The sequence below is a fragment of the Amycolatopsis anabasis genome (assembly GCF_009765355.1).
GTDB lineage: Bacteria > Actinomycetota > Actinomycetes > Mycobacteriales > Pseudonocardiaceae > Amycolatopsis > Amycolatopsis anabasis.
Genome location: NZ_VTHK01000008.1, coordinates 1 through 18,187, shown reverse-complemented (window position 1 = coordinate 18,187; position 18,187 = coordinate 1). Strand labels below are relative to the sequence as shown.

At 71.1% G+C, this 18,187-nt stretch carries 17 protein-coding genes; 8 read left to right on the top strand and 9 right to left on the bottom strand.

The genetic code is table 11. The features are described 5' to 3' along the window. The first annotated feature begins 26 nt into the window (after positions 1-26). Positions 27-1,679: a Na+/H+ antiporter gene (locus FXO23_RS12575; protein WP_158884257.1), complete on the top strand. Its 1,653-nt coding sequence runs from the start codon at positions 27-29 to the stop codon at positions 1,677-1,679. Here the strand turns inward: FXO23_RS12575 and FXO23_RS12570 are convergent. From FXO23_RS12570 to FXO23_RS12555, 4 genes are all read right to left on the bottom strand, one after another. After that, a complete protein-coding gene (locus FXO23_RS12570; protein WP_158884255.1) occupies positions 1,660-3,738 on the bottom strand; it encodes a xanthine dehydrogenase family protein molybdopterin-binding subunit in 2,079 nt (692 codons plus the stop codon). The two genes, FXO23_RS12575 and FXO23_RS12570, sit on opposite strands and share 20 nt — an antisense overlap. Continuing rightward, on the bottom strand, positions 3,735-4,718 hold the full coding sequence (locus FXO23_RS12565; RefSeq protein WP_158884253.1) for an FAD binding domain-containing protein: 984 nt from the start codon (positions 4,716-4,718) through the stop codon (positions 3,735-3,737). Before FXO23_RS12565 ends, FXO23_RS12570 begins: the two co-directional genes overlap by 4 nt. Beyond that, on the bottom strand, positions 4,715-5,194 hold the full coding sequence (locus FXO23_RS12560) for a (2Fe-2S)-binding protein (RefSeq protein ID WP_218951972.1): 480 nt from the start codon (positions 5,192-5,194) through the stop codon (positions 4,715-4,717). Before FXO23_RS12560 ends, FXO23_RS12565 begins: the two co-directional genes overlap by 4 nt. A 97-nt stretch (positions 5,195-5,291) precedes the next feature. Then, positions 5,292-6,239 (bottom strand): LLM class F420-dependent oxidoreductase, encoded by a 948-nt coding sequence (locus tag FXO23_RS12555; RefSeq protein ID WP_158884251.1) that lies wholly within the window; start codon positions 6,237-6,239, stop codon positions 5,292-5,294. 94 nt (positions 6,240-6,333) lie between these two features. Between FXO23_RS12555 and FXO23_RS12550 the strand changes: the two genes are divergently transcribed. Continuing rightward, positions 6,334-6,834, top strand: coding sequence for an OsmC family protein (locus tag FXO23_RS12550; protein ID WP_158884249.1), 501 nt, complete (start codon positions 6,334-6,336; stop codon positions 6,832-6,834). A gap of 87 nt (positions 6,835-6,921) precedes the next feature. On the opposite strand, the gene FXO23_RS12545 is transcribed toward FXO23_RS12550, so the two are convergent. Continuing rightward, positions 6,922-8,208 carry an adenylosuccinate synthase gene (locus FXO23_RS12545; RefSeq protein ID WP_158884248.1) on the bottom strand — a complete coding sequence of 429 codons (1,287 nt, stop codon included), beginning with the start codon at positions 8,206-8,208 and terminating at the stop codon, positions 6,922-6,924. Between the two features lie 104 nt (positions 8,209-8,312). Between FXO23_RS12545 and FXO23_RS12540 the strand changes: the two genes are divergently transcribed. Both FXO23_RS12540 and FXO23_RS12535 read left to right on the top strand, forming a co-directional pair. Beyond that, positions 8,313-8,978, top strand: a complete 666-nt coding sequence (locus tag FXO23_RS12540) for a hypothetical protein (RefSeq protein WP_158884246.1) — start codon at positions 8,313-8,315, stop codon at positions 8,976-8,978. A gap of 165 nt (positions 8,979-9,143) precedes the next feature. Next, the gene (locus FXO23_RS12535) at positions 9,144-9,746 is read left to right on the top strand and encodes an HNH endonuclease family protein (RefSeq protein ID WP_158884688.1); all 603 of its coding nucleotides are present in this window, start codon (positions 9,144-9,146) and stop codon (positions 9,744-9,746) included. Between the two features lie 53 nt (positions 9,747-9,799). On the opposite strand, the gene FXO23_RS12530 is transcribed toward FXO23_RS12535, so the two are convergent. Beyond that, entirely contained in the window at positions 9,800-10,465 is a 666-nt protein-coding gene (locus FXO23_RS12530) for a VC0807 family protein (RefSeq protein WP_158884244.1), read from the bottom strand. A gap of 92 nt (positions 10,466-10,557) precedes the next feature. Continuing rightward, the gene (locus FXO23_RS12525) at positions 10,558-12,450 is read right to left on the bottom strand and encodes an FAD/NAD(P)-binding protein (RefSeq protein WP_158884242.1); all 1,893 of its coding nucleotides are present in this window, start codon (positions 12,448-12,450) and stop codon (positions 10,558-10,560) included. A gap of 120 nt (positions 12,451-12,570) precedes the next feature. Here FXO23_RS12525 and FXO23_RS12520 point away from each other — a divergent pair, with 120 nt between their 5' ends. Next, positions 12,571-13,710, top strand: coding sequence for an LLM class flavin-dependent oxidoreductase (locus FXO23_RS12520; RefSeq protein ID WP_158884240.1), 1,140 nt, complete (start codon positions 12,571-12,573; stop codon positions 13,708-13,710). Then, a complete protein-coding gene (locus FXO23_RS12515) occupies positions 13,707-14,171 on the top strand; it encodes a GNAT family N-acetyltransferase (RefSeq protein ID WP_246257161.1) in 465 nt (154 codons plus the stop codon). Before FXO23_RS12520 ends, FXO23_RS12515 begins: the two co-directional genes overlap by 4 nt. A 14-nt stretch (positions 14,172-14,185) precedes the next feature. Here the strand turns inward: FXO23_RS12515 and FXO23_RS12510 are convergent, their stop codons facing one another. Beyond that, positions 14,186-14,836, bottom strand: a complete 651-nt coding sequence (locus FXO23_RS12510) for a TetR/AcrR family transcriptional regulator (protein WP_158884238.1) — start codon at positions 14,834-14,836, stop codon at positions 14,186-14,188. A gap of 69 nt (positions 14,837-14,905) precedes the next feature. On the opposite strand from FXO23_RS12510, the gene FXO23_RS12505 reads away from it, so the two are divergent. Further along, complete coding sequence (locus tag FXO23_RS12505; RefSeq protein WP_158884236.1) at positions 14,906-16,132, top strand: lipase family protein; 1,227 nt, start codon at positions 14,906-14,908, stop codon at positions 16,130-16,132. Positions 16,133-16,193: 61 nt separating this feature from the next. Here the strand turns inward: FXO23_RS12505 and FXO23_RS12500 are convergent, their stop codons facing one another. After that, the gene (locus tag FXO23_RS12500) at positions 16,194-16,607 is read right to left on the bottom strand and encodes a DUF3151 domain-containing protein (protein WP_158884234.1); all 414 of its coding nucleotides are present in this window, start codon (positions 16,605-16,607) and stop codon (positions 16,194-16,196) included. A gap of 227 nt (positions 16,608-16,834) precedes the next feature. Between FXO23_RS12500 and FXO23_RS12495 the strand changes: the two genes are divergently transcribed. Continuing rightward, entirely contained in the window at positions 16,835-18,058 is a 1,224-nt protein-coding gene (locus FXO23_RS12495; RefSeq protein ID WP_158884232.1) for a hypothetical protein, read from the top strand. Positions 18,059-18,187: the final 129 nt, after the last annotated feature.

The following is an 18,187-nucleotide window of genomic DNA, read 5'->3' as shown; positions in this document are numbered from 1 at the left end:
GTGAAGATCGGGGCGGGAGGTTGTCGATGGAGATTCTGGTTCTGATGGCCGTGCTGGCCGGTTCGCTCGGGTTGACGGCGCTCGCCCGGCACCTCAACTTCTCGGCGCCGCTGCTGATCGTGGTGGTGGCGCTGGGGATCTCGTTCATCCCCGGGGTGCCGCGGCTCGAACTCGAGCCGGAACTGATCCTCACCCTGGTCCTGCCGCCCCTGCTGTACTCGACCTCGCTGGAGAGTTCGTTCGCCCAGTTCCGCGCCGCGTCCCGGGCGATCGTCGCGCTCGGGGTGGTGCTGGTCCTGGTGACCGCGCTGGTCGTCGGGCTCACCGTGCACCTGCTGCTGCCCGATCTCCCGCTCGCCTCGGCGTTCGTGCTCGGCGCGGTGGTGGCCCCGCCGGACGCGGTCACCGCGGTCGCCATCGGGCGGCGGCTCGGCCTGCCCCGCCGGCTGATGACCGTGCTGACCGGGGAGAGCCTGGTCAACGACGCCGCCGCGCTCACCCTGTACAAGATCACCCTCGCCGCGGTCCTCGGCACCGCCGGCTCGATCGGTCACGGGTTCGCGGTGTTCGCGGTCGCCGTGGTGCTCGGCATCGGCGTCGGGCTCGTCGCCGGGCTGCTGGTCGGCTTCGTCCGCCGCAAACTCGACGACCCGCTGATGGAATCGGCGTTCGGGGTGGTCGTGCCGTTCGCCGTGTACGTCGCCGCCGAGCACCTGCACCCGTTCTCCGCGGACTTCAGCGGTTCCGGGGTGCTCGCCGTGGTCACCGCCGGGCTGTACCTGGGCAACCAGTCGCTGCACGCGAGTTCGGCGACCCGGGTGCAGGACTCGTCGGTGTGGGCCGCGATCGACGTGCTGCTGGAGGCGCTGGTCTTCGCCTTGATGGGCCTGCAGCTGCCGTTCGTGCTGGACAGCGTCCAGGCCTCCCACTCGGACAACCTCACGCTCGTCTGGTGCGCGCTGGTGGTGCTGCTGGTGACGATGGCGGTCCGCATTCCATACGTGTTCCTCAGCACGTACCTGCCGCGGGCCGTGCGGCTGTTCGGCCGGGGACGTCCGGCGCCGTCCTGGCGCCAGCTCACCGTGCTGTCCTGGACCGGGATGCGCGGGGTGGTCACCCTCGCCGCGGCCACCGGTGTCCCGCTGGTCACGGCGTCCGGCGAACCGTTTCCCGGCCGCGACGAGATCCAGCTCTTCGCGTTCGCGGTGGCGATCGGGACGGTTCTCGTGCAGGGCCTGACCCTGCCCGCGCTGATCCGGAAGCTCAAGGTGCGCGACGAGGACGAGGCCGCCCGCGACGAGGCCCAGGAACTCGAAGCCCGCTCGGCCGCGATGGAGGCGGCCCTGAACCGGCTGGACGAACTCCTCGCCGATCATCTGTCTGCTGTGGACATCTCGGAGGAACGGGCGGCGAAGCTCGCGGCCCGGCTGCGGACCCTGGTGGAGACCCGCTACCGCGGTGCGGTGGCGGCGATCTCGCTGTCCGCCGAGGAACGCGCGGCCAGCCCGCACGCGGCCTTCGTCAAGGCCCGCCGGGAACTGCTGATCACCCAGCGGGAAACCCTGCTCGCGGAACGGGAGGCCGGGCGGCTGGACGACGAGGTGCTGCGCAAGGTGCTGCGCGAACTCGACCTGGAGGAACTCGCGCTGTCCAACACCCTCACCTCGCGCTTGTCGTGAGCAGGTCCTCGATCCGGATCGGCAGGCCGCGGACCCGCTTGCCGGTGGCGTGGAAGACGGCGTTGGCGATCGCCGGGGCGACGCCGATGGCGCCCAGTTCGCCCACCCCCTTCGCGCCGAGCGGGCTCGCATGCTCGTCGAATTCGTCCACAAAGGACACATCGAGGTCGCCGATGTCCGCGTTCACCGGGACCACGTAACCCGCCAGGTTCTTGGCCAGGAAGCGGCCCCGATCCAGCACCGAGCGTTCCAGCAGGGCCTGGCCGTAGCCCCAGATCATCCCGCCGGTCAGCTGGCTGTGCGCGGTCGCCGGGTTCAGGATCCGCCCCGCCGCGAACACGCCGACCGCGCGCGGCATCCGCACCAGCCCGAGGTCCGCGTCCACCCGGACCTCGGCGAAGATGGCGCCGTACGACTTCGTCGAGTACTCGTCCTCGCCCTCGGGCGGGTCCCAGCGGCCCTCGACCTCGACGGTGTCCAGGCCCGCGTCGCGGAGTCCGGCCAGGCCGCCGACCGCGGCGAGCTTCTCGCGCACCTCGTCCGCCGCGGCCCGCACCGCCGCGCCCACGCTCATCGCCGACATCGACCCGATCGACGGGCTCGCCTCCGGCAGCGTGCTGTCCCCGTGCCGCAGTTCGACCTGCCCCGGCGCGACCTCGAGCGCCTCGGCCACCACGGCCCGCACGAGCGCGGGCATCCCGGTGCCGATCTCCTGCAGCCCGGTTTCCACCACGACCCGCCCGTCGGCGTGCACGCGCAACCGGGCCGCGGAAGCCGCCCGCACGGTTTCCCGGGTCGCCACGGCCATGCCCCAGCCGACGAACTCGTCCCCGTCGCGCATCGAGCGCGGCGACGGATCCCGGTCCGCCCAGCCGAACCGCCGCGCCCCCTCGCGCAGGCATTCGACCAGCTTCCGCGAGGAGAACGGCTTCCCGGTCAGCGGTTCCACCGGCGGCTCGTTGCGCAGCCGCAGTTCGACCGGATCCAGGTCCAGCCGGTACGCCAGTTCGTCCAGCGCGCATTCCACGCCGAACAGGCCGATCCCTTCGGCGGGCGCGCGCATCGGGGTCGGGTTGGGCCGGTCGGTCAGGCCCGCGCGTACCCGGGTTTCGATCGCCGGACAGTCGTAGAGCCAGCTCAGCGGCCCGGTGCCGCCCTCGAGGTAGCCGTCGAACCGGGCGGTGGCGGCGGTGAAGTGCTGCCGGAACGCGGTGAGGCGCCCGTCCCCGGTCGCGCCGACCGAAACCGTCTGCCGGGTCGCGGGCTGGTGCCCGCACAGGGTGAACATCTGCGCCCGGGTGAGCACCAGCTTCACCGGCCGCCCGGCGGCTTTCGCCGCGGCCGCCGCGAGCGGGATCGGCGGCCACATCCACGCCTTCGACCCGAATCCGCCGCCGACGAACGGGCTGACCACCCGCACCTGTTCCGGCCGCAGGCCGAACAACTCGGCCAGCGTCCGCTGCGTCATGGTGATCGTCTGCACCGACGCGTGCACGACCAGCCCGTCGCCGGACCACCAGGCCAGCACGGACCACGGTTCGATCGGGTTCGCGTGCCGGTCGGACGTGGTGTACCGCTGCGACACCACGGCATCCGCGGCCGCGAGCCCGGCGTCGACGTCCCCGCCGCCGTAGTCGACCGGCACCCACACGCCGGTTTCCTGCCGGGTCTCCCCGGCGTCGGCGAAGGCCAGCGGTTCGGCCACGTCCACGTACCGCGCGGTGGTCCGCTCGGCGGCGTGCTGGGCCCGCTGCGGGGTGTCGGCCAGCACGATCGCGATCGGCTGGCCCTCGAAATGGATCTCGTCGTCGCGCAGGCCCAGCACGGTGTGCCCGAGCGGCGGCATCGGCATCCGGTTCAGCCGCGGCAGGTTCTCGTGCGTGAACACCGCGTGCACCCCGTCCACCGCGGGCACGTCCACGGCCGCCAACCGTCCTAACGGGACGGTCGACAGGACGAGCGCGGCGTGCAGGGCGTCCGGCTTCGGGGTGTCCCCGGCGTAGGTCGCCGCGCCGGTGAGCTTGGCCGGGCCGTCCGGCCGGAACAGTCCGGTCGTCATGCGCGTTCCCCCGCGATCCGGAGTGCGCGCAGTGCCGCGCGCTGCCCCAGGGTGACCTTGTACTCGTTGCCCGGCAGCGGGCGGGCGTCGGCGAAGGCGGGGTCGATCGCCGCGCGCAGGCCGTCGGCGTCGGCGAGGTCCAGGCCGGGCAACGCGGCTTCCGCTTCGCGCAGCCGCCACGGCCGGTGCGCGACGCCGCCCAGCGCGATCCTGGCCTCGGCGATCGCGCCGCCGTCGAGCCGGACCACGGCCGCGGCCGAAACGACCGCGAACTCGTAGGAGACCCGCTCGCGCACCTTGAGGTAGTGCGAGCCCGGGGCTGGCCGGGCCGGGATCTCGATCGCGGTGATCAGCTCGTCGGGCAGGAGTTCGTTGTGCCGTGCGGGATTTTCACCGGGCAGGTGGTGGAACTCCGCGGCCGGGATGCGGCGCTCGCCACGTTCGCTGCGCGCCACGACCTCGGCCTCCAGCGCGGACAGCGCGACCGCGAGGTCGGAGGGATGGGTGGCCACGCACTGCTCGCTCCACCCGAAGATCGCGTGCGTGCTGGTGTCGCCGTGCAGCGCGGAACAACCCGAATCGGGCGTGCGCTTGTTGCACGGCAACTCGGTGCCGGCGCGGAAGTACGGGCACCGGGTGCGCTGCATCAGGTTCCCGCCGAGGGTGGCCATGTTGCGCAGTTGCGCCGAGGCCGCGCGCAGCAGCGATTCGGCGAGCACCGGGTAGTCGCGCCGGACGTCCGGATCGGCGGCCACGTCGCTCATCCGCGCGAGCGCCCCGAGCCGCAGCACTTCCGGGCCGGATTCGAGGCCGTGCAACGGAACGCGGGTGATGTCGACGATCCGGTCCGGCGCCTCGATGCCCTCCTTGAGCCAGTTGACCAGCTCGGTGCCCCCGGCGATCAGCTGGGTCCGGGGTTCGCGCAGCGCGGACAACGCTTCCTCGACGGCTGTCACGCGGTCGAAGCTGAACGTCCTCATCGGACACTCCGCGCGGCCTTGGACACCGCGGCGACGATCTGCGGGTACGCGGCGCAGCGGCAGAGGTTGCCGCTCATCCACTCCCTGATCTCGTCGTCGGATCCGGCGTGGCCCTCGGCGATGCAGGCGACCGCGGACAGCACCTGACCGGGCGTGCAGAATCCACATTGGAACGCGTCGCTCTCCAGGAAGGCGCGCTGCACCGGGTGCAGCTCGCCGTCCCGGGCCAGACCTTCGATGGTGGTCACCTCGGCGCCGCCCGCCGCGACGGCCAGGGTCATGCAGGACAGGACCCGGCGGCCGTCCAGCAGGATCGTGCACGCGCCGCATTCACCGCGGTCGCAGCCCTTCTTGGTGCCGGTGAGACCGAGCCCGTCCCGCAAAGCGTCGACCAGCGTGGTCCGCGGATCGACGTCCAGTTCGGAGTGTTGCCCGTTGACGGTCAGTGCCAGCCTTGCTTCGCCTTCGGCGGTCACGCATCGCTCCTCGCGGCGGTCGTCCCCAGTGGAACTGACACTAGTGACGCGCCGAGCCGGGCCGCAACGAACTTTCACGAATCGCCCGAATCGCCTGCTATGCCCGGAGTCCGCTCCGGGCCAGCTCGCCGCCGAGCTTCCAGGTGCGCAGTTCGGCCTCCGGCCCGGCGAGCCCGGTCTGGGTCAGGATGACCTCGGTCGCGCCCGCGTCGAAGTACCGGCGGATCCCCGCGGCGACCGCCTCCTCGTTCCCGATCTCCACCAGCTCGGCCGCCCGCGACGCACCTTCCAGGCCGAGAATCCTTTGATAGGACGGAATCTGGTCGTAGAAGGCGGTCTGCTCGGCGGCCTTCTCCCGGGCCGCCTCGACGTCGTCGGTGACCACGGCCGGGATCGCGGCGACCACGCGCGGCCGCGGGCGCCCGGCGTGCTCCGCGGCCTTGGTCAGGGCCGGGACGATGTGCTCGCCGAGCGCCTTCGGCCCGGCGAGGAACGGCAGGGTCCCGTCGGCCAGTTCCCCGGTGACCCGCAGCGCCTGCGGGCCCATCGCCGCGACCAGCAGCGGCGGCGGGGTCGCCCCGGGGAGCGCGGTCGGCAGCGGGCTCCGCGCGGTCAGCGTCTCGCCCTGGAGGTCGACGCTTCCCTCGGTGAACAGCGACCGCAGCGCGGCGAGGAACTCCGCGAGGTGCTTGGCCGGGCGTTCGAAGGGCACGCCGAACACGGGTTCCACGAACGCCCGCGCGCCGAGCCCGACGCCGAGGGTGAACCGGCCGTGCGTGGCGGCCTGCGCGGTCTGCGCCTGCGCGGCGAGCAGGATCGGATGCCGCCCGAAGATGGGCACCGCCGAGGTGCCGACCTGGATCTCCGGGACCTCGCGGCCGACGTGCCCGACGAGGGCGACGGAGTCGAAGTGGAACAGCTGGCCGGTCCAGACCGTTTTCAACCCGGCCTCGGCCGCCTGGCGCGCCTTGCCGACCACCTCGTCCACCGCGTTGCCGTACGTCGAACCGTCCGCGGACGGAAGAATCGCTACCCCGATCGTCATACCGCGGTTCAAGGCGTGCCATGAGCCGGGTATTCCCGTTCCAATCCACGGGATGCCCTTGTCCGGGCGTGGTGGGCGGACGACCGTTCGGGGCATGTCCCTCACCACTGTCATCGAAGGAACCCGGCAGGCGCTCGACGCCGACCCGCGCAACGGAGCCGTCCAGTTCAGCGTGACGCACGAGCTGGTGGCCGGTTCGAACACGACCGTCGACGTGCGGGTGCGCGAGCACGCGTTCACCGTGGACGAACCGCCGACGCTCGGCGGCACGGACACCGCGGCGAACCCGGTCGAGTACGCGCTCGCGTCACTCGGTTCTTGTCAAGTGGTTACCTACCAGTTCTGGGCGGCGAAGCTCGGCCTGCCGCTGGAGTCGATCCGGGTGACCGTCGAGGGCGACCTCGACCTGCACGGGTTCTTCGGCTTCTCGGAAACCACGCGCGCGGGCTTCTCCGGCGTCCGTGTGCACGTCGACCTGACCGGCCCGGCCGATCCCGCCCGCTACGAGGAGCTGAAGCGCCAGGTGGACGAGCACTGCCCGGTGCTCGACCTGTTCCGCAATCCCACCCCGGTGACCACGAACCTGGCCCCCTGACCCTGCCGGTCGGGGTGACTTTCATGAGGGGACCCCTCCAGACAAGATTTGTCCGGAGGGGTCCCCTCATGAAAGTTTCGAGGTGACTCAGAGGAACTCGTGCCGCACGATCGTCTGGTCGCGGCCGGGGCCGACGCCGATCGCGGAGACGCGGGCGCCGGAGAGTTCCTCGATGCGCTCGACGTACGCCCGGGCGTTCGCCGGTAGCTCCTCGAACGTGCGGCAGCCGGAGATGTCCTCGAACCAGCCGGGCATCTCCTCGTAGATCGGCACGGCGTGGTGCACGTCGGTCTGCGTCATCGGCATGTCCTCGGTGCGGAAACCGTCCACCTCGTAGCCGACGCACACCGGCACCTTCTCCAGGCTGGACAGCACGTCCAGCTTGGTGAGGAAGTAGTCGGTGATGCCGTTGACCCGCACCGCGTAGCGCGCGATCACCGCGTCGAACCAGCCGGTGCGGCGCGGGCGGCGGGTGTTCACGCCGACCTCGCCACCGGTCTTGCGCAGGTACTCCCCGGCCTCGTCGTGCAGTTCGGTCGGGAACGGGCCGGAGCCGACGCGGGTGGTGTACGCCTTGAGGATGCCGAGCACGGTGGTGATCCGGCCCGGGCCGATGCCGGAACCGGCGCTCGCGCCGCCCGAGGTCGGGTTGGAGGACGTCACGAACGGGTAGGTGCCGTGGTCGACGTCCAGCAGGGTGCCCTGCGAGCCTTCGAGCAGGACGTTCTCGCCGCGTTCCAGCGCCTTGTTCAGCTGCAGGCGGGTGTCGGCGATGCGGTGCGCGAACTTCTCGCCCTGGGCGAGCACCTCGTCGGCGACCTGCTCGGGTTCCAGCGCCTTGCGGTTGTAGACCTTGACCAGCACCTGGTTCTTGAAGTCCAGGGCGGCCTCGACCTTCTGCCGGAAGATCTTCTCGTCCAGCAGGTCCTGCGCGCGGACGCCGACGCGGGCGACCTTGTCCTGGTAGCACGGGCCGATGCCGCGGCCGGTGGTGCCGATCTTCTTCGCACCCAGGTAACGCTCGGTGACCTTATCGATGGCCACGTGGTACGGCATGATCAGATGCGCGTCGGCGGAGATGAGCAGGCGGGACGTGTCGACGTTCCGCTCCTCGAGGCCGGTCAGCTCGTCGAGCAGCGCGCCGGGGTCGACGACCACGCCGTTGCCGATAACGTTGGTCACACCCGGGGTGAGAATGCCGGACGGGATGAGCTTGAGCGCGAAGTCCTGCCCGTCGGGAAGGACCACGGTGTGCCCGGCGTTGTTGCCGCCCTGATAGCGGACGACCCACTGGACGCGGTCGCCGAGCAGGTCGGTGGCCTTTCCCTTGCCTTCGTCGCCCCATTGGGCACCGATGAGCACGATGGCCGGCATGTGACACTCCAAGTTGTTGTGGGCAGAGGCTCGGGTGCGGGTGTCCCGCGCGGGACAACGGCGCTGGCAAATGCCGGTGCATGAGCGTAACGGAGGATCGGGCGGTGCGTGGACTGGTGCTGGTTTGCGGGCGAGGCGCGCCCGCCCTCCCGGCCGTCGAGGGATTGCGCGTCGAGACCGTCGGCGAACGCCCGGGGAAGGCCGAGGTGGACCCGCTGCTGGCCGAGCCGGGCGTGGACCACGTGACCGTCGCGGGCACCGACGCGGATCTGGCCGCGGTGGTGCTTCGCTTGCTGCGCAAGGAAAAGCTCGGCGCGGTGTCGGTGGGGTTCGTCCCCGCCGATCCGGCGTCCGCGGTCGCCGGGCTGTGGCGGCTGCCGGTCGATCCGGCGGCCGCGCTGGCGCTCGCCCTGCGCGGCGAGGTCGATCCGGTGCCACTGCTGCGTGACGATTCGGGGGGCGTGCTTGTGGGACGCGGCACATTCGGCCCGGTGCGCGGGGTGGCGTACTGCGACGACGCGGTCGCCTTGCGTGGCCCGGCGCGCTCGATCGTGGTCGAACCGGACGACGAGGGCGGCCCGGGCCTGGTCGCCCGGGTGACCCGGGGGCTGATCTTCAAACGCCCGGCGACGGTGACCGGGCGGGCGTTCCAGCTCGGCTGCATCCCGGCGATCCCGGTGTCGGACGGCGTGCCGCATCCGCGCGCGGTGAAGCGCTGGACCTGGTACCGGCACACCGAAGACCTCCGCCTGGTCCGCGGCCTCCCGTAACGCGGACGGTTACGGAGTGTCAGCCGACGATCGTTGGATTGTCACCTCTGAGTGTTGCTTTGGTCACCTTGGTGAGTCACAGTCAGAAAGTCACTGACAACCAAGGCGAAGGAAACTCACGTGACCACTCCTGGGGCGTCCCGCATCATTCGCAAGAGTCTCGCCGTGGCCGGGATCGCGGCCCTGCTCACCACCGGCCTCGGTGGCACCGCCGCCGCGGAACCCCCGGGCATCCCGGACGGCGCGACCGCGAAAACCCTCCTCGGCGAGCTGTCCGTCGCGCCGGACGGTCCGCTCGACGGTTACGACCGCGACAAGTTCCCGCACTGGATCGACCAGGACGGCAGCTGCAACACCCGCGAGGCGGTGCTCAAGCGGGACGGCAAGGACGTGCAGACCGGCTCCGACTGCTACCCGACGTCCGGCAGCTGGTTCAGCCCGTACGACGGCGCCACCTGGACCCAACCGTCCGATGTGGACATCGACCACGTGGTCCCGCTCGCCGACGCGTGGCGCACCGGGGCGGCGAAGTGGACCCAAGAACAGCGCCAGGCCTACGCGAACGATCTGACCGATCCGCAGCTGATCGCGGTGACCGACAACGTGAACCAGGAGAAGGGCGACAAGTCCCCGGACCAGTGGAAGCCGCCGACGACCGGCTACTGGTGCACCTACGCGAGCATGTGGGTCGCGGTGAAGCACAAGTTCAAGCTGACCGTCAACGACGCCGAAAAGGCCGCGCTGACGGAAATGCTCGGCAAGTGCTGAGAACCTGAACCCCAGCACCCCCTTGGCCGCTGAGCCAAGGGGGTGCTCTTTCTTCACCGAGCTTCGGCCTCGACCATCTTCTCCATCGGATCCACGGCGAGCCCGCCGCCGACCACCATCGCCACCGCGATCGCGCCGATCAGGAACACCGAGCCCAGCCAGGCCATCGTGTCGATCGGCAACGTGTACGCGCCCACGACCCGCGCCACGCATTCGGTGAGCAGCGCCGCGCCCCACACGATCGAGAACGTCCGCTCGGCGCGGCGGAATCGCGGGGAGGCCGCGGCCAACCGGTCCCAGGCGGCGAGCTTCGCCGGGTCCCCCTTGGTGACCCACGGTTTCATCGCGGCGGTCATGATCGGCCGCCCGAGGAACGCCGAGCACAGCACGGCGATGCCGATCACGCTGCTCACCCCGCTGTCCTTCGCGAGCATCAGCCGCGGATCGCCGACGACCGCGCTCAGCAGCAGGCTCACCACGTTGGCGGCCAGGATCAACGCCGCGAGGGCGTTGAACCGGCGCCGCGCGACGAGTCCCCAGATCGTGCGGGCCGCGGGGAGCACGCTGCTCCAGGCGAGCGCGGCCGTGACGCTGAAGTCGAAGCCCTTGCTGAGCAGGTAGTAGGTAGCCACCGGCACACCGGCGTCCACAATCAGCGGCGAGAGGCTGCGCAGCAGCGGGTTGCCTTCGGTCTGCCCGGCTTCGGCGATCTGGGTCATGCTCGGCTCCTTCGATCCGTTGGTGACACCAGCTTCGCCGCGAGCGCGGTTCGTCACCGATGCCGAACGTCCGGAACCCGGCATGACATTTGTCAGGGCAGCACCGCCAGGCGGAGGATTTCGCGGGCCACGGCGTCGTTCTGGCGGAGCGGCAGGGCGTTGCGCCGGGGCCGGGTGAACGCGGCGGCCGAACGGGCGCTGGTGTGCGGGCCGACCGCGAACCGGCGTGGATGCGGGTTCCCGTTCGCGTCGAGCAGGCGGGAATCGTCGACGCGCGTGTGGATCCGGCCGGACGGCAGGCGAGCACCGGTGGCCGGATCGAGCACGGCCTCCTCGGCCAGCTCGCCCGCATCCCGCAGCTCGCGCAGGATCTTGTCCGTGGCGCGCTGAACACTCGGCTCCGGCAGCCGCGCCTCGATCAGCGTGGTCGCCCGCACGGTTCCCGGAAAACTCGCGGAACTGCCTTCGAACACCCCGTGCTCGGCATCCGCCCGCACCCGCATTTCCGCGCCCAGGAAGGAAACCACGCCCGCCTCGTGCAGGGCGAGCAGTTCCTCCAGGCGGCGCGGCGGCGGCCCGCTGGCGTAGTAGCTGAAGAAGCCGTGCCACCATCCGTCCACATCGGACACCTGGGAGTCCGCGCCGAGGCGGCCGGTGCCGACCAGGGCGGCGAGCGGGGGCAGCACGGACAGGAACGCCATGAACGCGCCCAGATCGGCGCTGAACTCGGGATCCGCGCGGCGGGCGAGATCCGCTTCGACGTACTCGCGCAGGTGCTTGCCGAACTCCTCGGCGCTCCCGAACCGCAGCCCGGCCAGCGGCCGGTCCAGGCGCTCCAGGTCCAGCCGGTCCGCCTCGGCCGGGACCGCGCGGCGGATCAGGTCCCGCAGTTCCGCGCTGTCCCACCGGGAATCGGCGAACGCGTCCGCGAACACCGCCCAGTCCATCCGCACCCGGTCCGGATGCCCGGTGAACAACTCGGTGTAGTAACCCCAGGCGATCTCCTTGGCCAGATGCGGCCACACGTCGGTCCGGAAATCCAGCGGCCCGGGCAGCGCGGTGAGCTTCTCCACGGTGTACGAATCGAAGAACCTGGGCAACCGCAACGGTTCCCCGCGCAGGCGGTACCCGGTCTTGGCGTGGTAGGGCACCCCGCGCCGGGAACCGACGTGCAGCACCGGCTCGGCACCGCTGGGCTCGTACCGCAGCCCGCCGCAGTCCTGCTCGACGAACCGGCCGCCGCGCCCCTGGGTCAGCAGCAGCATCAGATCGACGAACGCCAGCCCGAAACCGCGCACCAGCACGGTTTCCCCCGGCCGCACCGCGGAATAGTCGACGTCGGCGGTGTACCCGGCCGGGTAGTAGCCGAGCCCGTGCCGCTCCGCGAATCCGGCGAGTCCGGCGGCGGCCGCGTCCGGTCCGGCGTCGAGGTGCCCGACGGTCAGCAGCACGGCGTCCGCGTGCAGCGGTTCCGCCCGGCCCTCGAGCCACACCCGCTGCACCGGATCACCGGTCAGCCCGATCGCCCGCGCCCGGTGCTCGATCACCTCGACCCCGTCCGGCAACTCGGCGAGCACCTTCCGGTACACCCAGTCGAGGTACACGCTCTGCAGCCGCCGGGTCGGGAACGAGGTGGGGGCCAGCCCGGCGAGTTCCTCCCGCACGTCGGCGGGAACGTCCACCGCCAGTTTCCCGGAACGCACCCGCCGGGCCCATTCGGAAAGCGAGGGCCCCGGCCGGACCGGGCCGTCGATCAGCACGGTTTCGTCGGTGAACATGGTGACGTCTTCGGGCATCGAGTTCATCCGCAGGAACGGCGACTGGTCGTAACGCCACACCCGCCCCGGCCCGGGCGGAAAGGGGTCGATCAGGTGCACCACCAGCCGCCGCCCGCCGAGAAACTCGGGCGCGTTCGCGGAAAGCCGTTCCAGCACGCAAATCCCGCGCGGTCCGGCGCCCACGATCGCGAGCTGAAACGGCGGCATGTCACCGAAAGTACGCCGCGTATCCGCCATTCCCGCCAACCTTCCCACAGTCCGGACTCCGTTGCCGCTTCCCTCCGACCGGGCGTAGTCCTCGAAATCAGGACAGAAGGGTGGCGGATCATGCCTGTTGAGTTCCTGGGAATCGGTGGCACGCACGACGGTTCCGAAACGCGTGCGCGCTCCGGCGGCGTCTTCGACAAGGAATACACGCTCAAACTCGCCCGCGCGCACGAGGACCACGGCTGGGACCGGGTGCTGTTCGCGTACGGCTCCGGCGGGCCCGATCCGGCGCAGGCGGCCGCGTATGTCGCCACCAAGCTGGACAAGCTGCAGATCCTGCTGGCGCACCGGCCGAACGTCTCCTACCCCACGTTCGCGGCGAAGACGTTCGCCACGCTGGACCAGCTCTCCGGCGGCCGCCTGACCGTGCACTTCATCACCGGCGGCAACGACCACGAGCAGCAGCGCGAAGGCGACTACCTGACCAAGGACGACCGCTACGCGCGCACCAGGGAATACATCCAGATCGTGAAGCGGGCGTGGACCTCCGACGAGCCGTTCGACCACCAGGGCGAGCACTACCGGTTCGCCGATTTCGTCAGCGACATCCGGCCGGTCCAGCAACCCCGCCCGAACGTCTCGTTCGGCGGTTCCTCACCGGCCGCCTACGCCGCCGGTGGCGCCGAGGCGGACATCTACTGCCTGTGGGGCGAACCGCTCGCGCAGACCGCCGAGCAGATCGAGGCCGTCCAGGCCGCCGCGCGCGCCGCCGGGCGCACCGACCGGCCGCGGATCCAGGTCGCGTTCCGGCCGATCATCGCGCCGACCGAGGAACTCGCCTGGGAGAAGGCCTACCGCACGGTGGACGCGATCAAGGCGCGCACCGCGGGCGGTCAGCAGCTGACCCGGCGGCACTCGCTGACCAATCCGGAGAACACCGGTTCGCAGCGGCTGCTCTCGGTGGCCGCCGCCGGGGAGCGCTACGACCGTGCGCTGTGGACGCCGACCGCGGCGGCGACCGGTGGCGCCGGGAACTCGAACGCTCTGGTGGGCACGCCGGAAACGGTCGCGGCCGCGTTGCTCGACTACTACGACCTGGGCGTCGACATCCTGTCCGCGCGCGGCTACGACCTGCTCGGCGACACGATCGACTTCGGCCGGTACGTGATCCCGATCGTGCGGGAAGAGGTCGCGAAGCGGGACCGGGCGGCCCGGGCGGTCGCCGCACCGGCCGGTGATTCGGTAGCAGTGGACGGGTGACGTACGAGATACGGCAGTACGCCGTCACCGATCCGGAAGCCGAGCCGATGCTCGCCGAGCTGAACGTGGAGTACCACGCCCGCTACGGCCCGAGCGCCGCGGTGGAGATGAGCAAGTACCCGGCGGCGGAGTTCGCGCCCCCGGACGGCGCCTTCCTGCTCCTCCGGGAGGACGGCGAAAGCGTCGCGGGCGGGGCGTTCCGCCGCTACGACCCGGAAACCGCCGAGGTCAAGCGGGTCTGGACGCATTCGGCGCACCGGCGCCGGGGCCTGGCCCGCCGGGTGCTCGCCGAACTGGAGGCCGAGGCGAAGCGGCGGGGCTACCGCCGCCTCTTCCTCACCACCGGCCCCCGGCAACCGGAGGCGAAGGGCCTGTACCTGGCCGCCGGGTACACACCGCTGTTCGACGTCGACGCCGATCCGCTGACCATCGGCCACCTGCCGTTCGAGAAACCCCTCTGAGAGTCCACAAAGGACTAACGCATCCGGGCGATCACGTCCGAAGCCTGCTCGTACAGCCGGACCACGCCGCCGATGGTGAACTCGGTGAGCAGATCGATCAGCGCCTCCCGGTCCGGCGGGTCCCCGTCCCAGGTCAGGTTCACCAGCGCCTCGGTCATCGCGAAGTACATGGTGACCAGCGCGGTGTCGGCTCGCCCCGGTTCCACGCCGAATTCCGCCCAGCGCCGCCTGCTGGCCTCGGTGTAGACCCGGGCGAGCCGGGCCCGCAGCCGGGTCATCGCCGGATCGCCGAGCCGCTCGGCCTCCCCGAGCACCGACAGCGCGTCCGGGTGCTCCGCGACGAAGGTGAACATCGCGGCGTAGTTCTTCCGCGCCCACGCCCGCAGTTCGAGTTCGGCGTCCCCGGCCGCGACCGAGCCGATCGCCGCGAAGGCCCGCTCCTCGAGATCGGCCACGACCTCGTTGAACAGCGTGTTCTTGTCACCGAACTGCTCGTAGACCGCCTGCCGGGAAACCCCCGCGTCCCGGGCGATCTGCTCGATGGTGGCGGCCTGCGCGCCGTGCGCCGCGAATGCTCCGCGGGCCGCCGCCAGCACCAGCGCGCGCTGTTCGTCCGCCGGCAGCTTCCGCGGCCGGCCGGGCCCGCGCCGGGTCGGGCTTGACATGTCGTTCACCTCACGTGATTCTTTTTCCGACAATGCTGTCGGAAAACCCCTGCTCATCGGAGAGCTTGCATGCGTATGTTCGTTCGCCGCGGGCTGGCCGCCGCCCTCTCTTCAGCCGCCGCACTCGCGCTGCTGACCTTCGGTTCATCCCAGGCCGCCGCCGCTCCCTCGTTCTACGATCCTCCCTCGCCACTTCCCGCGGGAAGCAATGGCGACATCATCAAACACGAACCTGCCGATTTCTTCGTCGACCCGGTGAAGCTGATCCGCGCGCCGGCGAGCGTGCGGCGCATCATGTACCGCAGCACGGACACCCACGACCGCCCGATCGCGGTCACCGGCACCGTGCTCACCCCGACCGCGAAGTGGGACGGCCCGGGTGAACGACCCATCATCGGCTACGCGCCGGGGACCCAGGGCGTCGGCGACGACTGCGCGCCGTCCAAGGCGATGGCCGCGGGCCTGGAGTACGAGGGGCCGTTCATCTCCGGCCTGCTGCTGCGCGGATACGCCGTGGTGGTGACCGACTACGAGGGCCTAGGCACGCCGGGCACGCACACCTACGTCAACCGCGCCGCCGAGGGGCACGCGGTGCTGGACTCGATCCGCGCGGCGCAGCGGCTGCCCGAGGCGAAGCTGCCGGACGCGGGACCGGTCGGCATCGCCGGGTACTCCCAGGGCGGCGGCGCGTCCGCGGCCGCGGCGGAACTGCACCCGAGCTACGCGCCCGAGCTGAAGGTCAAGGGCGCCTACGCGGGCGCGGTCCCGGCCGATCTGGCCGCGGTGGCGAAGAACCTGGACGGGCACTACGCGGTCGGTTTCCTCGGTTTCGCGCTGGCCAGCATGGACTACGCCTACCCGGAGCTGAACATCCCGGACGTGCTCAACGACAAGGGCAAGCAGCTGTTCGAGCAGGTCAAGAACGAGTGCACGGTCCAGGCGATCGCGGCGCACGCGTTCACCCGGAGCAGCACGCTGACCAGGGACGGCCGCCCGCTCGCCGCCTACCTCGGCGAGGAGCCGTACAAATCGCGGGTCGCCGAGCAGCTGATCGGTGCGCGCAAGCCGACCGCGCCGACGCTGGTCGTGCACAGCGCCCTGGACGACATCGTCCCCTACGAGCAGGGCAAGACCATGGCCGAGTCCTGGTGCGCGCGGGGGACGACCGTGCAGTTCAGCACCTCGATCGTGCCGACCCACGTCGGCGGCGCGATCGCGGCCTTCCCGGAGGCGTTCGGCTGGCTGAACGACCGGTTCGCGGGCAAGCCCGCGCCGGACAACTGCGGCAAGTTCTAGTGCTGCGGATCGACATCCTGGACCGGGCGTACGCCGACGCGGAGCACGCCCGGTCCCGGCGTCACTTCAGCCCGGTGGCCTCGGCCGCCGCGGGGTCCGAATCGGCGATGAACTTGCTGCAGCGTTCGTACTCCTCGGTCTCGCCGATGCGCTGGGCCGCCTTGCCCAGGACGGCCAAGGCCCGCAGGAACCCCTGGTTCGGGCGGTGGTTCCACGGCACCGGGCCGAATCCCTTCCACCCCGCGCGCCGGAGCTGGTCCAGCCCGCGGTGGTAGCCGGTGCGGGCGTAGGCGTAGGCCGCGACGATTTGCTCGTCGGCCAGCGCGCGCTCGGCGAGGGCGGCCCACGCCTCGCTGAAGTCGGGGTGCTCGGCGGCCACCTCGGCGGGGTCGGTACCGGAGTCCAGCGCGGCCTGCGCTTCGGCTCGCTCGGGCAGCAGAGTCGGCTCGGGGCCGAGCAGATTGGCGTGCGTCATGCCGCCATTCTGCTCCACAGCGCTAGAAGAAGAGACTCCCCAGCACCCCGCCGCCGGTGAGCACGAGTGCCGCGATCAGCACCGCGGCCACGACACGTTTCGACATCATGGCCGAACACCCTGCCTCCCCGTTCGCCCGGGACGCAAACTCACCACCCCTCCGGGTGAACCCTGGTTTCCGGCGGCCGCCCTACCCAGCGGTAGCTCCGCGAGAGATGATGGCCGTTATGACGAGGACGGCCGACTCTTCCCGCGCCGCTGATCCGGACGTGATCCCGCGCGGCCCGATCGCGAAGACCAAGCTGTTCTTCCGCCGCTACTGGAAGCGCGGCGCGCCGGGGCAGCCGACCGCGCCCTGGGCGCTCAACTTCGCCTACACCATGTGGGTCGTCGCGTTCGCGTTCAAGGTGCTCGGCTCGTCCTGGGACATGTCGTGGCACTTCCGGTTCATCCGCGACGACCTGGCCCCGCCGCATCTGATCAACACCGTGGGCACCGGGATCGTCGTGGTGCTGGTGATGATCCACACCTACACCGGCCTGGGCTGCGACAAGCGCTCGCTGCGGCTGATGCAGGCCGGGATGGCGACCTTCCTCGTCGCCGGGCCGCTGGACGTGCTGAACCACCGGATCAACGGGCTCGACCTGACCGCGTGGAGCCCGTCCCACCTGCTGCTCTACCTGGGCACCGGGATCATGCTGGCCGGAGTCCTGGACGGCTGGCTGAAACTTTCCACCCCCGGCCGCACCCGCACGGTGGTCCTGGTCGCCCTGTGGACGTTCTTCCTGGAGAACACGTTCTTCCCGAACGGCCAGCAGGAGTACGGCATCCTCGGCCTGCGCGCCTGGGAACGCGGCGTCCCCGAGGCCGAGCCGTCGTTGCTGGAGTTCGCCGCGCAGCAGATCGGCCACCCGGTCGACCGGGACGCGGTGCTGCACTTCACCATGCCGATCGCGGACTGGGTCTACCCGCTGTGGGGCATCGGCGTGTCCGCGCTGATCCTCGCGCTCGCCCGCCACACGATCGGCCGGTCCTGGGCCGCGACGACCGTGGCGGGGCTGTACGTCGGCTACCGCCTGCTGATCTGGCCGCTGCTGCTGGGCTCCGGCTTCCCGGTGTCGACGGTCCCGTGCTACCTGCTCGCCGTCGGGGTCGCGGTCGACCTCGCGTTCCGGATCGGCCGCGACCACCGCGCCCTGACCGCGGCCACCGGAGCCCTCCTGGTCACCGCGTCCGGCTACGGGACACTCCTGCTCCAGGCGCAGTTCCGCCCCTGGATCCTCGGCGACGCGCACACCGAATCGGCGCCCCCGGTCGCCTACTGGACGATCCCGATCACCCTGGTCGCCGTGGGCCTCCTCTGGTGGGCCGCACCCCCGGCCACCCGCTGGCTGAGCACCCGCCTCGCCCGCCACCGCCCCGCGACCACCCTCCCCGACGCCGTGCTCTGAATAGCTCAACGCCCCCAATGTGGCATTGGGGGCGTTGAAGGTTCCCAATGTGGCTTTCGGGGCGCTCAACGCCCCGAAAGCCACATTGGGGAGTTTTCATCCTGTTGGTGCTGGTCAGTGGGGTTGACG

Bases quoted from the DNA above. Each gene is read 5' to 3' on its own strand.
- FXO23_RS12575 (WP_158884257.1), top strand. From the start codon at position 27: ATGGAGATTCTGGTTCTGATGGCCGTGCTGGCCGGTTCGCTCGGGTTG.
- FXO23_RS12525 (WP_158884242.1), bottom strand. From the start codon at position 12,450: ATGCCGCCGTTTCAGCTCGCGATCGTGGGCGCCGGACCGCGCGGGATT.
- FXO23_RS12520 (WP_158884240.1), top strand. From the start codon at position 12,571: ATGCCTGTTGAGTTCCTGGGAATCGGTGGCACGCACGACGGTTCCGAA.
- FXO23_RS12505 (WP_158884236.1), top strand. From the start codon at position 14,906: ATGCGTATGTTCGTTCGCCGCGGGCTGGCCGCCGCCCTCTCTTCAGCC.
- FXO23_RS12495 (WP_158884232.1), top strand. From the start codon at position 16,835: ATGACGAGGACGGCCGACTCTTCCCGCGCCGCTGATCCGGACGTGATC.
- FXO23_RS12510 (WP_158884238.1), bottom strand. From the start codon at position 14,836: ATGTCAAGCCCGACCCGGCGCGGGCCCGGCCGGCCGCGGAAGCTGCCG.
- FXO23_RS12570 (WP_158884255.1), bottom strand. From the start codon at position 3,738: ATGACGACCGGACTGTTCCGGCCGGACGGCCCGGCCAAGCTCACCGGC.
- FXO23_RS12555 (WP_158884251.1), bottom strand. From the start codon at position 6,239: ATGACGATCGGGGTAGCGATTCTTCCGTCCGCGGACGGTTCGACGTAC.
- FXO23_RS12565 (WP_158884253.1), bottom strand. From the start codon at position 4,718: ATGAGGACGTTCAGCTTCGACCGCGTGACAGCCGTCGAGGAAGCGTTG.
- FXO23_RS12530 (WP_158884244.1), bottom strand. From the start codon at position 10,465: ATGACCCAGATCGCCGAAGCCGGGCAGACCGAAGGCAACCCGCTGCTG.
- FXO23_RS12500 (WP_158884234.1), bottom strand. From the start codon at position 16,607: ATGACGCACGCCAATCTGCTCGGCCCCGAGCCGACTCTGCTGCCCGAG.
- FXO23_RS12545 (WP_158884248.1), bottom strand. From the start codon at position 8,208: ATGCCGGCCATCGTGCTCATCGGTGCCCAATGGGGCGACGAAGGCAAG.
- FXO23_RS12550 (WP_158884249.1), top strand. From the start codon at position 6,334: ATGTCCCTCACCACTGTCATCGAAGGAACCCGGCAGGCGCTCGACGCC.